The sequence below is a fragment of the Enterococcus lemanii genome, from assembly GCF_016909125.1.
GTDB classification, from domain to species: domain Bacteria; phylum Bacillota; class Bacilli; order Lactobacillales; family Enterococcaceae; genus Enterococcus_I; species Enterococcus_I lemanii.
Map to the genome: position 1 here is coordinate 1 of NZ_JAFBFD010000018.1, position 15,189 is coordinate 15,189.

At 38.8% G+C, this 15,189-nt stretch carries 12 protein-coding genes and 2 pseudogenes; 2 read left to right on the forward strand and 12 right to left on the reverse strand.

The window, feature by feature from the left end; translation table 11 throughout:
• Positions 1 to 624 precede the first annotated feature (624 nt).
• On the forward strand, positions 625 to 1,908 hold the full coding sequence (locus tag JOD14_RS06410; RefSeq protein WP_204654016.1) for an IS110 family RNA-guided transposase: 1,284 nt from the start codon (positions 625 to 627) through the stop codon (positions 1,906 to 1,908).
• A 188-nt stretch (positions 1,909 to 2,096) separates the two neighbouring features.
• Here the strand turns inward: JOD14_RS06410 and JOD14_RS06415 are convergent, their stop codons facing one another.
• From JOD14_RS06415 to JOD14_RS06435, 5 genes and pseudogenes are all read right to left on the reverse strand, one after another.
• Complete coding sequence (locus JOD14_RS06415) at positions 2,097 to 3,188, reverse strand: S66 family peptidase (protein WP_204654017.1); 1,092 nt, start codon at positions 3,186 to 3,188, stop codon at positions 2,097 to 2,099.
• 104 nt (positions 3,189 to 3,292) lie between these two features.
• Positions 3,293 to 5,078 (reverse strand): annotated as a pseudogene (locus tag JOD14_RS06420) (L-fucose isomerase).
• Between the two features lie 6 nt (positions 5,079 to 5,084).
• A complete protein-coding gene (locus tag JOD14_RS06425) occupies positions 5,085 to 5,327 on the reverse strand; it encodes a hypothetical protein (protein ID WP_204654018.1) in 243 nt (80 codons plus the stop codon).
• 18 nt (positions 5,328 to 5,345) lie between these two features.
• Positions 5,346 to 5,738 carry an acetate and sugar kinases/Hsc70/actin family protein gene (locus JOD14_RS06430; protein ID WP_204654019.1) on the reverse strand — a complete coding sequence of 131 codons (393 nt, stop codon included), beginning with the start codon at positions 5,736 to 5,738 and terminating at the stop codon, positions 5,346 to 5,348.
• A gap of 71 nt (positions 5,739 to 5,809) precedes the next feature.
• Positions 5,810 to 6,496: pseudogene (locus JOD14_RS06435) on the reverse strand (class II aldolase/adducin family protein).
• A 165-nt stretch (positions 6,497 to 6,661) separates the two neighbouring features.
• On the opposite strand from JOD14_RS06435, the gene JOD14_RS06440 reads away from it, so the two are divergent.
• Positions 6,662 to 7,408 carry a DeoR/GlpR family DNA-binding transcription regulator gene (locus JOD14_RS06440; protein ID WP_204654020.1) on the forward strand — a complete coding sequence of 249 codons (747 nt, stop codon included), beginning with the start codon at positions 6,662 to 6,664 and terminating at the stop codon, positions 7,406 to 7,408.
• Between the two features lie 34 nt (positions 7,409 to 7,442).
• Here the strand turns inward: JOD14_RS06440 and JOD14_RS06445 are convergent, their stop codons facing one another.
• The 7 genes from JOD14_RS06445 to JOD14_RS06475 all read right to left on the reverse strand — a co-directional run bounded on the left by JOD14_RS06445 (position 7,443) and on the right by JOD14_RS06475 (position 15,029).
• Positions 7,443 to 8,168, reverse strand: a complete 726-nt coding sequence (locus tag JOD14_RS06445) for a GntR family transcriptional regulator, LSA1692 subfamily (RefSeq protein WP_204654021.1) — start codon at positions 8,166 to 8,168, stop codon at positions 7,443 to 7,445.
• A gap of 80 nt (positions 8,169 to 8,248) precedes the next feature.
• Complete coding sequence (locus JOD14_RS06450; protein WP_204654022.1) at positions 8,249 to 9,106, reverse strand: ROK family protein; 858 nt, start codon at positions 9,104 to 9,106, stop codon at positions 8,249 to 8,251.
• Between the two features lie 12 nt (positions 9,107 to 9,118).
• Positions 9,119 to 11,113 (reverse strand): beta-galactosidase trimerization domain-containing protein, encoded by a 1,995-nt coding sequence (locus JOD14_RS13525; RefSeq protein WP_204654023.1) that lies wholly within the window; start codon positions 11,111 to 11,113, stop codon positions 9,119 to 9,121.
• 29 nt (positions 11,114 to 11,142) lie between these two features.
• Entirely contained in the window at positions 11,143 to 12,099 is a 957-nt protein-coding gene (locus JOD14_RS06460; protein WP_204654024.1) for a glycosylasparaginase, read from the reverse strand.
• A 25-nt stretch (positions 12,100 to 12,124) separates the two neighbouring features.
• Positions 12,125 to 13,426 carry a Sapep family Mn(2+)-dependent dipeptidase gene (locus JOD14_RS06465; protein ID WP_204654025.1) on the reverse strand — a complete coding sequence of 434 codons (1,302 nt, stop codon included), beginning with the start codon at positions 13,424 to 13,426 and terminating at the stop codon, positions 12,125 to 12,127.
• A gap of 13 nt (positions 13,427 to 13,439) precedes the next feature.
• Positions 13,440 to 14,192 carry a YitT family protein gene (locus tag JOD14_RS06470; protein ID WP_338031675.1) on the reverse strand — a complete coding sequence of 251 codons (753 nt, stop codon included), beginning with the start codon at positions 14,190 to 14,192 and terminating at the stop codon, positions 13,440 to 13,442.
• A 264-nt stretch (positions 14,193 to 14,456) separates the two neighbouring features.
• Positions 14,457 to 15,029 (reverse strand): hypothetical protein, encoded by a 573-nt coding sequence (locus tag JOD14_RS06475; protein WP_204654026.1) that lies wholly within the window; start codon positions 15,027 to 15,029, stop codon positions 14,457 to 14,459.
• Positions 15,030 to 15,189: the final 160 nt, after the last annotated feature.

The following is a 15,189-nucleotide window of genomic DNA, read 5'->3' on the forward strand; positions in this document are numbered from 1 at the left end:
GAAGCTAGAAACCTTGATAGCAGTGCTTTTTTAAGTATTTCTTATTCTAGTGGCTTTTTCTGAAATTTTTATGCATTTGATATTGCAATTTAGCTCACGGTTTCTCCATCACTGAAGCCATATTTTTTTTGAACTTAGTAAGCATCCAAAGCCATTCGTAAAAGTTGCCTAACATCCCTTTTTTATTTAGCATGTTTCTTTTCTAGCTCTACCTAAGGAATACGATCTGCTTTTTTTAATTCAACGATTTTCAGGATTTATTTTAAGCCAAGAGGTTGATCAAAATCTGAAAAAATAAGTGGCGTGTAAATTTGTGGTTTATACATTATAACCTCCATCTTGACTTGCTCCGCAATTCAAGTCAAATAGTAATAAAAACAGGTGCGGATTCCCATTTTTTGTTGTTGATGCTCTATAATAAAAGTAAGAGTGACATACTACAAAACACGAAGAGGTTTTCTTTTTGACTGTAAACAGTATTATAACCAGTGTCAGTTTCATCTTTTCAAGCACAAATGAGTGGGTTTTTAAACCCGTACACTAATCATTGTTTAACACAGTTTCGTTAATGCCTGATGAAACAGTCCCTATCACTCTTACTTTTATAGAAATGGGGTGTCATTGATGAAAGTTGTTTATCCAATTTGTTGTGGTATTGATGTGCACAAACGCTTTTTAATCGCGACCATCATTACCACTAAAAAAGATTTACTTACACCAACTTATCAAAAGAAACGTTTTTCGACTTTTAATAACCAAATTCTGGCATTGAAAAAATGGTTAGTCAAACACAATTGTTTTGATGTTTGTATGGAAAGTACAGGCAAGTATTGGATTCCAGTGTTTAATTTACTTGAGGACCAAATGAATGTTGTGGTCGCAAACCCTAAATGGGTTCGTGCAGTAAAAGGAAACAAGGATGATGTGAAGGATTCCAAATGGATTGCCGAACTGTTCCGTATGGGATTAGTTAGAAATAGTTTTATCCCTGAAAAACCAATTCGCGACTTACGCGAGTTTACTCGCTATCGTGTTCGCTTAGTTAGTCAACGTTCTAGCGAAAAAAATCGTCTACAGAATGTTTTCACTGTAGGGAATGTCGCTATGGATGCTGTTGTTTCTGATATGTTTGGTAAAAGTTCTAAGAAAGTGCGAGAATATCTGATTTCAACCGACCAATTTGATCCTGATTATTGTCTTTCCTTACTTCACGGTCGAATGAAACCGAAGGGGCAAGAACTCATTGAGTCGATTGAAGGATACTCATTCTCAGAATCACAGGTAATTCGTATTCGATTAATTGAGGAGCATATCACTTATCTTAATCATACGATTGAGTTAATTGATAAAACCCTAGATCGAATGGTCGAAGCTTATGAACCAGCCATACGACTTCTTTGTACCATACCCGGTATAAAGCGAGCGTCTGCTATACAAATTATTTCAGAAATCGGAACGGATATGTCTCAATTTCAGACTGCTAAACAGTTAACTTGTTGGGCTGGATTAGCTCCAAGCAGTAATGAATCCGCTGGCAAGAAAAAATCTGTTCGAATTTCTCGTGCAGGTGTTTATTTAAAACCAACGCTTGTTCAATGCGCTCACGCTGCTGTAAAAGCAACAAAAGAGAGTCCTTATTATCGGATAAAATATCAAAAACTTTCAAAACGACGTGGTAAAAAGCGGAGTATCATTGCGATTTCTCGGATGATGTTAACCGCAATTTACCACATGATTTCCACTGGTGAAGTGTGGAATCCAGTCGATATTGACCAAGTGGACATGTCAGAACACGTGATCAATAAAAGAAAAGAATTGGCTATTACAGCAGCCAAGAACTTATTAATAAAAGAAGGGCTTATTCCAAATGATTTTCAAACTGTATTGGGAATTGTCCAGAAAGAATAGTTGAGAGCCCCCAAGAATTTTGGGTTTATTTGGTGTGCCCTTTTTTCAAAAATGATCAGTAGCAGTGTTTTCACACTAATCCTTCAATATTGACAAAAGTGCGAGATTTTCCGTATGCTACCGTTAAAAGTCTTGCACTTGTTCTATAAAATATTGAGCTCCAATACCATTGTTTCAATGTTTTTTATTTAATCGGTAGACTTTAAATAATCGAAAATTTCTTCTTTAAAATGAATCGCTGTACCATTTTCCTTAATTTCAATCTTTGCGCCATAAGGCAAAATCGTGCGTGGATAGGCATGGCCAAAATTAATATTACTAACAATCGGAAGAGCTGGGTTGGCAATTACTTCTACCAAAATTTGGTCGTACTCTTTAGCAAAAACTTCATCTTGTGGTTTTCCAAATAAAACACCATTTGCTCGTTTGAAAATACCGCTTTCTTTTAATTTTCGCAGCATTTTTTTAAATGCACTTGGATGTGGCTTTTCTTCGGAAGTTTCTAAAAAAATTACTTTTCCTTGCCACTGAGTATCAGGCGGAAACAGCTGATATTTTTCGGCGATGACTTTTTCTTCGGGAAAACGGGCACTAATTAATAAATCAACCAAACTTTCAAGACAACCACCCAGTAATTCCCCTTCAATCGCGCCTTCTCCTTGCAACCATTGAAAGCCGTTATGTTCTTCATGGGCAATCCGTTTTTCCCCAATTGCGGCAATCGAAAAATCTTGACGCTCTTCATACCAACATGCACTCGCTCTAATGGCTTGTTCGGGTTCTATTCCTAAGAACCGTTGAAAATTCTTCTTTGTATAAGGCAACATCTCAGGACCAATATCCGCTAAATCAGTTAGAAAGGTTGGGCCATAGTAGGTCATTAATCCTAGCTGATAAAATAATAAATGGTTCACGGTCGTATCAGAGAAACCACTAAATATTTTTGGTGAATTTTTGACTGCTGCTATAAATTCTGGGTCTTCAAGCAGATAGGGAATCGTGAGAAAAGCGTCTTCTCCTCCAACCGCGCACAAGATCCCTTTAATTGTCGGATCTAAAAAAGCAGCTTTTAAATCCGTGGCTCTTTTTTCTGGATGGTTTTTCACGAAAGCCATTCCCTTTAGACTATGCGGCATAAAAACAGGAATTAATCCCATTTCTTTTAAACGTTTTGCCCCTATTTCAACGTTATGTTGGCAAAAAGCTTCACCTAATAACCCACTTGATAAACTGACAATGGCTATTTTATCCCCTTTTTGCCAAACTTTCGGCTTTATCATTGTTTCACCTGCTTTTGTTTTTTATTTTTTATAGTACCACACTTTTTCCCTTTATAAAAAAATACCAATCAAACCCTCCCGTTTACACCGGAGGGTTTGATTGGTTACTGATAGCGTGGGCCAAAATGTTCACACGCTTTAAAATCGGCGCCTTCTAAATCTTTGGTGCCAAAGCCACTAAATGCATGTGGTCGGAAAACTCTTTCACGTGGCACGTTATGTAGCGCAACTGGAATGCGCAACATGCTAGCTAACGTAATGATATCTGAACCGACGTGGCCATGAACCGTGGCACAGTGGTTTGAGCCCCAAGCATTCATGACTTCATAAACCGATTCAAAACCGGCTTCGCCTAAGTTTGGCGCAAACCAAGTTGTTGGCCAAGTTTTATCCGTTCTTTCATCTAACACTTGATGGATGTCGTCTTCTAAGACACACGTGTATCCTTCGGCGATTTGAAGCGTTGGTCCAACCCCTTCAACCATGTTCAAACGAATAACCGTTACCGGCATTTCGGCCGCTGTTTTGAAGTGTGAAGAATAACCGCCACCACGGAAATATTCATAGTTTGCACGACACCAGTCCGTTGCTTCTAAACAAGCTTTTATATCTGCTTCGGTCATGTTCCAAAACTCTTTCATTGTCCCTTGACCCTGTTCGTCTTTGGCTGCCGCACTGCCATCAAGAGCCGATGCTCCTGAGTTGATTAAATGTAACACTCCGTTAGCCGCACGCCCGGTTAACGGCTTACCAGTCACTTTTTCAACGGCTGCCGGGCTCCAATAAGTACGAACATCAGAGAAAATCGGCGCTTTATTCGTAATTAGCGTTCCAAAAAGCATCGAAACGGCATTTAGCGTATCATTTTCGGTCGCAAATGCAGTCACTGGGCGCGCACCATTCCAGTCAAAGGTCGAAGCCATAATTGCTTCAGTAAAATCACCATTTAGTAACCAGTCGGTCCATTGTCGTTGGCCTTGGAACCCACCGGCAATGGCATCGCGACCACGGGCTTCTTCTTCCCACCCAAGTTCTGCTAAGCGTTCATTGCCAAATAAAATATCGCGAATGATGATGGCTTGTTTCGCAATAAATTGCCAATCTTGATCGGCTGGAATCACTTTTAACTTGATAATTACCTAAGGAAACGTTTTGCCTTCGTTAATATCAATGCCTTCTTGGCAATTGGCTTGAATCCAAGCAAGGGCTTTTTCATATTCTTTTGGATCATAAATTTCTAATGTAATGCGACGTAAAATTTCGGTCATATCAACAAACTCAACCGGCATGCCTAAGTATTTGCCAAAGAAATGATCGTCGACTTGTGAACCGGCAATCCCCATACAAGAGGCCCCAATGTTCACATACGATTTTCCTTTCATTTGTCCGACTGCCAGGGCACCTCGGGCAAAGCTCAAGATTTTTTCAGCCACATCCGCTGGAATGGAATGATCATCTAAATCTTGCACGTCATGGCCATAAATTTTAAATGCAGGCATGCCTTTTTGGGCATAATCAGCCATCGCAGCCGCCAAATAAACAGCACCTGGGCGTTCCGTCCCGTTAAAGCCCAAAATTGATTTAATGGTTTCTGGCTCTAAGTCCATCGTTTCAGTCCCATAACACCAACTTGGCGTGACCGATAACGTACCGATAATATTTTCACGACTAAATTGTTCGCGAACAATGCCCGCATCGCCTCGACCACCAATTGTTCGTTCGGCTAAGACACATTGTACGGGTGTTCCGTCGGCATAACGTAAAGTACCTTCGATTAATTCTTTAGCGGCTTTGGCCATCGCCATTGTTTTTTTCTTCTAGTGATTCGCGTACGCCACCTTGGCGCCCGTCGATTGTCGGACAAATTCCGATTTTTGGATAATTACGCATCGTTTATTACTCCTTTGTTTCTTGATTTATTTTTAATATTTTTTGGTAGTTTGAAAATTGTCGTTCCCACTGGGCGTTTTCTTCTGTTGGATAATAATAGTCCAGGTCGGCAATGGTTTTAACCCATTCACGGATTTCTGTCACGTCTTTAAAAATACCTTGGGCTTGTAATTGAACGGCGATATTCCCAATCGCATTGGCTTCAACTGGTCCCACACAAACCCGTAAGTTCGTTGCGTCTGCGACCATTTGGCATAAAATCGTTGCTTAGGCTCCACCGCCTAAAATATTGATCGTATCAAATTCTTCTTGCAAAGCATCAATGATTTCTAAAAACGTGTATTTATACTTCATGGCTAAACTTTCATAAACACAGCGAATGATTTCTCCATCCGTTTTTGGCAGCACTTGGTTTGTTTGGCTCGCAAATTTTTGAATTCGTGCAACCATTTGACCTGGTGCGACAAATCGTTCATCATCTGTATCAATTCCTATACTTGAAATCGGATAACGTTTGGTCGCTTGGGTAATCCCTTCAATAATTTGTTCAAAAAGATACGCGACATCCCAAGCATATTCCCCAGCTACTTCTTTTGGATAATTGGGGAAGCGATGGACTTCTTCCACGACGAGCTTGCCGGCATCATAATGACCGACCATCGTGCGACCAGAAGAAGCACCAAAATCAAAAGCTAAAACATGTTTTTCAAATCGTTTCCCTTTCTTTCTGTTTAGCTATATTTTTTGTAACCAGGGTGTTTGCCGGTTACGCCATAGTTTTTACGCATTTCAAACAATGTTTCTAATTTTTCACGCGGAATTTCTGCTTCTGGTTGACCACCAAGTAACTTGCGGGCATAAAAAGTAGTCTTTGCAACTAATTCCAGTGTTTCCATACGATAATAAGCGGAAATAATATCAGAACCTACTGCTAAAGCACCATGGTTTTCTAATAGTAAAACATCATGCTCAGACAAGTAAGGCGCAATAGCCTCCGGAACTTCTGCCGTTGACGGTGTACCAAATGGGGTAATTGGTACTGAGCCAATTACAATCGCATTTTCAATTAAAGAATAACTGTCTAATGGGATATGTGCTAAAGTAAAACCCGTTGCAACTGGTGGATGCGCATGCACAACCGCACCAACGTCTAGGCGTTCTTGGTAAACACGCAAATGCATTTTAATTTCACTTGAAGGTCGGTAATCCCCTTGAGCTTCGATAATTTCTGCTTTATGATTAATTTTAATTAATTTTTCCGGAGTGATAAAACTTTTACTGACGCCCGTTGATGTACATAAAAAAGTATCCTCATCTAATTTTACGGATACGTTGCCATCATTGGCCGCTACCCATCCTAATTACCACATTTTATTACAGACATCACAAATTTGCTCACGAATTAATTGTTCATTCATTTTAAATCCTCCAAGTCATTTCTTTTTACCTCTTTATTATACAAACGTTTTCATTGAATAAAAAGAGTGGACGCTGACTTAGAAACTCTATCAAAATTGTACTTCTTTATCATTCAAAACTGTTCACTTTCGTTCATTTATTGCTACAATAAAGGCAAAGGAGCGATGAAATGGATATTCGTGAAAAAGAAATTTATTCGGAGTGCGAAACTGAGCGAACTACTTCACTGTAGTACTTCGTCTATTCGTCGTGCACTCATTCGACTAGAAAACAAAAACTTAATTGTACGGATGCATGGCGGTGTCAGTCTCGTACAAGATTCAAATGTGGAATTTGCTTATACTTATCGAGAAGAAACCAACATTACAAAAAAGAGAGAAATCGTCCAAATTGCTCAGGAGTTTATTGGAACGGGGATGTGTTTATTTTTAGATTCCAGTAGTACGGTACAGCAACTCATCCCTTTTCTTATTAAAATTCCTAATTTAGTGATTATTACAAATAGTTTAAAAACGGCGAGTTTACTTAGCGAATCAAACAATGAATCACTCAAAGTGTTCATCGTTGGCGGGGAAATTAAAATGAACACCAATTCCGTGATTCCTTCAAACCAAGACCCGATTTTTGATTCTTTCCGTTATGATCTAGCCTTTTTTTCTTGCCGTGGGATTGATGAAGAAGGGATCTATGAAGCCAACTTTAGCCAATCCAACCTCAAAAAAGAAATGATGCATCGAGCGAAACAAAAAATTTTACTCGTCGATGACTCTAAATTTGGCTCTACTCATTTTTTTAAAATTGGTAACTATAGCGACTATGATGCGTTTATTACCAATCAAGAACCTGACGCTATTTATGCAACATTAATTGAACAAAGCGGATCAGAGTTGTTGTTTCCCACTAGAGATTAAAAAAACAAGATCAGCCTTATGGGGTCGGTCTTGTTTAGTTACGAATTAACGTATTTTTAAAGGTATATTTGTCTGCTCGATAATAAGATTGGTCGTATAAAATAGGCGCAGCATCTTTTGTATAAGTAATGGAGTGCACTTGTAAAAGTGGGTTTCCAACTGGAACTTCGAGTAATTTGGCGAGTTCTTTCGTCACTAAAATTGCTTCGACTTCCTGATGCGAATAAGCAATTTCAACTTTTTCTTCGAGCAATTTAAACAAAGATCCTTCAAAATCTTTTTCGGTGTACGCCTCAACATACTCTTTCGTTAAATAAATTTTTTCAACCGTCATTGGAACTTCATCATATAAGCGTCTTCGGACCAATTCATAGATTTCTGCTTCTTCAGTTAAGTGAAGTGCTTCTAGAATAACTTTTGGTCTTTCTTTTAGCAGATTAAAAGAAATCACTTGTGTTTTACTTACCTTCCCGTACTCTTTAGCAGCTTCCGTAAATCCTTGGAGTCCCGAACGGCCACTTTGAATTTTTTGTTGCGACATCACATAGCTACCTTTGCCTTTTAATTTGTATAAGACATTTTTTTGCACTAAATCATCAATGGCTTTGCGTATTGTTAGGCGGCTAACTTCAAATTCTTTGGCTAAATCATATTCTGAAGGTAATTTTTGTGAGCTAACATACTGCCCTTTTTGGATACGCGTTTGGATTTCTTGGGCGACTGCTTCAAATTTTACTTTTGTTGAATATTTTCCGCTCATTTTTTCACCTCATTTTACCTAGTATACCATTCAAAAAAATAGACTTGAACAAGATTTTTTGCACACAGTCTGTCTTTTCTTTATTTTCCTTGTGCTGTTAAGGCAGCTCCGATTAAGTTGGCATCATTGCCAAACTTCGCTACTTGAATTTGAGGCATAATTGGGCAACGTTGACCATAATTCATAATTTCCGCTAATTTTTCTTGAATTTTTGGTAGTAAATCAGCCTTTTTAGTAATACCGCCACCTAAAACAATGTATTCTGGATCAATAATATACTGTAAATTATAAATTCCTAGCGCTAAGTAGTGGTAGAGCTCATCAGTTGCAGCGAGTGCTTCTTTTTCACCAGCATCTGCTAGTGCGAAGACCTCTTCACCAGTAAATTCTTGGCCTTTGTTCTTTGAATATTTGCGTGCCATGTGCACCGCTGAGCCTAACTCACTGAGCTCACGGTGACCATCAACTAACATCATACCAAACTCGCCGCCATAAGCATGTTCTCCTGGTTGAATTTGACCATTTGAAATAATAGTGCCACCAACGCCTGTACCAATCACTATAAACAAAGCATTTTTAACGTCACCGGCAATCCCCAGATGAATTTCTGCTTTACAGGCGCAATTGGCATCATTTTCAAAAAAAACAGGCAATTGGTATTTTTCTTTAAAATAAGCCACAAAGTCAAAATCATGAATATACCGTAAAGAACTTACCCCATCGACTCGTCCCGTCGTTTGATTGGCAATGCCTGGGACGCTAAAGGCTAAAGTGTCTACTGGGTAATGTGCAAGATAACTTTGAATTAAATCATCTAGTTGTGCTTGCATCGCACTTAACGTTTTGGGTGAATCAAACTTTTTTTGATCAAGGAGCTCTCCTGTATAAATCGCACTCTTCACACTAGAGCCACCAATATCAATGGTTAATATCGTCATGTCTTTTCCCTCTTATAGTTCAATTTTATAAACAAAGTGTGGTGCTAAGACTTCTTCGTTGATTACAATATAACCATCAATGACTTGAAAGTCCACTGGTTTTTGTTGAATGATATCGGTCACTTGTTTCACTGTCTTAGTGCCTACAAAACATTCGAACGTCACATTTAATAATGGATAATGATTTTCAATTGTATAGATGTCTTCTGATTTTTTCTCTGTTAAATAGTGCAAGCCATGTAAAACAATCGTATCCTTATTTTCTGATGCGTTGGCCGTAATTTGTAAAGAAGAAGGGCCATCATGACGGACTTGCTTTTCAGTAATACATTCGGTTAAAACATCCGCCAAGATTTCTTTAATAAATTGTGGCGCATTTTTACGGTACAAAGTAAAGATTGGGTGGGCAAAGTAGTAAACATTGCCGAATTTTGTCAATTCCGGTGCGCCAATTTCTCTTCTTGATGGCGCGTGTTGGTGCGAAATAAAGGTCTCATTTTCACGGTTGAAGTAAGGTTTTACTCGATCAACCAGTTTTTTAGCACCATTTAAAGCGATGTTTGTGCCACGAATATACGAAACAAATTCTTCTTTTGGTAACTGTTTGCCATAGTTTTCGTTTGGTAAAATGAAGTCACGCTCAAATTCACCTGCACCTAGGTAATCAATGCCATAAAAAGCTTGTTCTTTTTTGGTAGAATCAATCATTGATTCGTAGGTACCAATGACCTGGCCACCAGATGCAACATATTGGGTTAATTTATTTAAAATCGTTTCATCAAAAGGAATAATATCTGGTAAAATTAAAACTTTGTACTTCGCAAAATCCATGGCGGAATCAATAATATCAAATTGATAGTTTAATTCTTGCAACATGCGTGTAATTCCAATAATCGCCGGACTGGTGCGTGGCGTGTCAGACCCTGGAATCCAAAACTCTTCTGGCGTTAAGACGCCAATTTCAGTCATTGGAATATGCGCATACTTACTATCTGTTTCAATTTTTTCAACCGTTTCATAAACATGACCAATTAAGTCATAAGCCGCTTTTGACAATTCGCCATCTGGGTGCAATTGATCCCCAATTGAACAACCTTGTGCGCCTTGAGCAAACATATTAAAGACTTCAAATTCCATCGCTGCTCGATTTTTCAGTGAATGAAAATCGCCCCAATAAGTATGGAATTTCCCAGTCATTCCAATAAACTCTTTGCCTAAGTTACGAGCATAGCGCGCCGTAATTGGGAAATGATCATAACCCCAACCACCACTTGGCAAGCTTTCTAACTCTAAGTGTGAATAATAAGGCAAGCTTTTTTTATCGTTTGGTCCGATATGTGAGCCATTATAGAATGTTTTAATTTCTGGTGAAATCGCCCAAATCATTTCAGAAATTTCTTTTTTAAATTCATGCAACATTATTTTTGAATATTTTAAGCGTTCATTTTTAATCGTATGATCAATCTTTAATTCGGCCATTTTCGTTTGGCAATACTGACAGTCACAATCAACCGCAAATAAAATATCCATAAAAATACCATCCACATTTTCTTTGCCAACAACGTCAATGATATCTAACACATGGTCTTTGAAAAATGCACGATAGGGGCTATTTACACAAATCGTATGATAAAAATGCGGGGCAGGTACGCCTTGTGTATCAATAAATTCACCTTTATCATTCACTGCTAACCATTCTGGATGATTTTTCATCACATAATGGTCCCATTGAACAGTCGTATAGATTGGTACATCAATATCTGCTGCATGACAAGCAGCGATTTGTTCTAGTAATAAGTTCGGATTTGTTAATTCTGGATGAATTAACTCAGGATTTTTCCGGCTGGGATAGTACAACCAACCATGGTGACATCTAGCAAAACACGTAATCGAATCCACGTGGGCTTCTTTTAAGGTTTGCACAAAAGCCGTTGCCTCAAAGTGCTCACCAATTTTTGGAATTAATTCACTTGTATGAAAATCTAAATGGACTTGTCTTGAACGCACGGGTCTTCTCCTTTATTATCAATTTGTTTTTATTGAATTGGTGCGGTAATGCGTGCTTGGTAAGCATCTAGCCATTCTTGGCTAGCAACTTCTATCTTAGGATAACTACCATCTTCACTTGGATAAGCTAAATAAATCGTTGGTGCTAATTGATCGGTGGCCACCGCAAAAGAAAACTCAACGTTGGTTGCCACCCCCCACTCGCCTTTATTGTTCATCGCGACTAAAGAAAAAGCGCCACATTTGCCTTTTCGACGTTCTAATTGTTTGGCAAAATCTTGCATCGCTTGATTCACGGCTTCTTGTGGCTGCAAGCCAGTGCCCATTAAACGCACCGTTTCATAGCTCAAACAGCCTTTCATCAAATCTTCTCCTAAGCCAGTGGCCGTCGCACCACCAATTTCACTGTCAACATAAAAGCCTGAACCTGACAGTGGAGAATCCCCGATGCGGCCCTCTTTTTTCATAAATAAACCACTACTTGAAGTCCCGCAAGCCATGCTGCCATTTTGATCTAAGGCGACCATCCCAACTGTATCATGACCATCATAGGGACTTAAATTTGAATTTCTCATTTCAGCCAAACGATTTTCCCACGTTTTCTTCGCACGTTCAGTCAGCATATTTTGAATCTCAAAACCTTCTTTAATGGCATACTTAGCCACTCCATCACCGACTAAAAACGAATTAAAACGTTCATGACTTAATTTTTCTGCTACCGCAATTGGGTTTTTCACGCTGCGACTCCCCGCCACTGCTCCAATGTCAAAATTATCACCATTCATAAAAGCGGCATCTAATTCAACTAACCCTTCTTCGTTTGGTAACCCACCGTAACCTACCGATTTATAAAAAGGATAGTCTTCTACCATTTTTATCGCAGCGACAATCGCCGTTTGGGCACTTCCCCCATTGGCTAAATCAGTGGTTCCTTTCGTAATACCATCACAAGCCATTCTCCAGGTGGCAATCATTCCGTAACTCATTTGTTTTCCTCCTCGTATTTCAAGTTTATTCGCAAAGATTTAAAATTGCATTCATATAAATTTCCATATTTAACAGTAAATCACTTTCATCCATGTATTCATCGGCATTGTGCGCAATCCCTTTTTGACCAGGAAACGAAGGACCAAACGCGACCGTATTGGGTAAAGCCCGCGCATAAGTGGCACCGGTTGTCGTGACTGGGGTACTATCAAGTGCCGTCACGTCCGCATAAGCTTTTGATAATTGCGCCACTTCTGAGCGGTTTTTATCGGTTAATAGACTTGGCAAACTCCGAACAAGGGTTAAGGTTGAGTTTGAATACGCCGCTTTTTGCAAACCTTCCAACACCATTTCTTCCGTAAAAGAAACCGGATAGCGTAAAGATAAGCCTAATTTAAAGCCCGTTTGCGTTTTTTCTAGTAAATAGGGGGTGACATTTAAGATACCGCTTATCTCATCGGACCAATCCATATCAAGTCCTTGACCAAAGTGCTGATCATGGAAGCTTTCGTCTAACCACTGAAAATAATTTTTCAATTCCATATTCGTTGTCGCTTTTACCAACTCTTTGGCTAATAAAGTAATCGCGTTATTGCCTAATTCTGGGGCATTTGAAGGCGCACGTTTACCAGAAACGGCATAGATTCGACCATCTAATTGGCAACTTAAAACATCCGGAACAAAACTGCGATCTTGTTCCCCACTAATTTCAGAAATTAAAGCCAAGGCCTCTGAGCTAAGGGCAGTTTCGTACACAACATTAATAATCCCACGTTCGCCATAAACAACGGGATATTTACAGTCAGGGGTAAAAGCAAAGTGCGGAGCTGCTTCTTGCGCTAAATAACGTGCGATATCCGCCGAACCACTTTCTTCATCACTGCCAAAAAGAATTCGTAAGGTTTGTTTTAACTGATAGCCCTGTTCCATTAGTAATTTCAAACCAAATAAGCAAGAAAAAATCGGACCTTTATTATCTAGGATTCCACGACCATATAACTTCCCGTTTGCAATCGTCAACTCAAAGGGCGGATAGGTCCAAGCACCACCGGCTGCAACCACATCTAAATGGCCCGCAATCCCGATATAATCGGAAGCTTTGCCGACTTGAATATAGGCAACCGCATCATCGACAATTTCTCCCGAAAAGCCATAGGAATGAGCGAGCTTCATAATTTGCTCCAAGACACGTTTATTTTCTACACCATAAGGAGCGCCGTCTGCGACTGGACCTTTGACACTTGGAATTTCAATTAAAGTCGCTAAATCTTGATAAAATTCTGCTTTATGGGCTTCAATTAATTGTTTAAAATTTCTTTGTTCCATTGAATTTTCTCCTTTACCATTCATAAAAATTTGTATTGGTGACAATACCGGGTGAAATACTCATAAAAGCATGTTGATCGACTTGTTTGACCACCTGGTTTAATTGGGAAACTTCTTTTTGACTAGCTACAATAAAGAGCATTTTCTTTTCTTCTTTTAAAAAAGCGCCTTCAACGTTATTGACAACGGTTATCCCTCTTTTTAAGACTTTTTGCAAGACGGGCAGTAATTCTTCTGAATGATCCGTGACTAATAAAATTTGGACTTTTTGTTGTTTGGTATTCACAAAATCGACTGTTTTCCCACTAACAAAAACCGCTAGAGCACTATAAAAAGCATATTGCCAACCATATAAAAATCCGGCAATAAACTGAATGCCTAAGTTAAAGATAATAAAAATACTCCCAATCGATCTTCCGGTTTTCTTACGTGTTAAGATGCCAATAATATCTAGGCCTCCTGTTGAAAAATCACTATTTAACGTAATACCAACTGAAAAGCCATGTAACGCACCACCGACAACCGAGGCCAATATAGGGTCAGTCACAATGGTCTTTACCGGAACCAGACTCATAAAAACATAAGTCAATAAGACCGCCAATATCGTATACTTCGTAAATTCTCGATCAATCACTAACCAAGAAATGACCAGTAAGGGGATATTAATTAGCAAAACAAGCAACGGAATCGATAAAGAAAGGTGAAAATAATTTTCTAAGATCGACACAACCAGTTGCGAAAAACCAGTAATGCCACTTGCATAAATATTGCCGGGTAATCAAAAGAAATTAAAAGCGATTGAAACAACGAGTGCATAGACACCAGCAATCATTATTTTTGTATTCCTTTTCATTCCCACTTCACTCATAATCATGAACTCCTTTAAAAAAAGAAATAGTATATATTGTATAGTATATACTGTTTTTAAAAAATCACAATAAAAATAACCAACAAAAAGAGAATTTTTCACTTTTTGTTGGTTAATATTTTTTAAAGTTATTGAGTTAACCTTGTTTTACTGAACTTGCTTTTAATCATCTATACGAATGAGCGCACCCGTATCTAAGTTAAAGTATTTCTCACTACCTGCGATTCCAGCTAATTCAACTTCTAAAATTGGTCTACCTGCTTCAACCTCGGCACTCCAGCCGCCTAAGCGTGCATTCGTTCCTGCCTCTGCTAAGACACTATCAACGATTTCGGTAATTTTTTCGACTTGTTCTCTGGTTAAGGCGGTTTCCCGATCTAGGCTCCGACTTTCTTCTTGACGGATAATTTCTTTGGTTGCTGGATGAATTCGCCATTCGTACTCACGCCGATTCGTTTGATCCAATGCTTCTGCTTCGTAAATAAAGCCGTAACGAACACTTGTTTCTAAAGCAATTTTAGTCAACGCTGCACTTGGTAATTCTTCTGCTAGTAAGTCATAAAGTTCCACTGGTTTAACAGTTATTTCTGTAAAGGCGATTTTTCCAGACTTCGCTGAAACCGAAGACTCCGTACCTGCATTGGTTGCAGAATTGGAACTTTGCGAAATGGTCGGAGTTTGCGTACAAGCAGATAAAATAAAAAGTAATAAAAATAATCCAGGAATTTTTTTCATATTAAACGCCTCCTTTTTCCTTTATTATACAACGTTGAGACAAAGTTCCCCAAACCATAACCTTTCCATAAAAAATAGCCTTCTACCTAAAAAAAAGTAAAAGGCTATCCTTCTTTCGAATGTGTTTTTTCACAATTTTTTTAATTCCAAATCGCTGTAA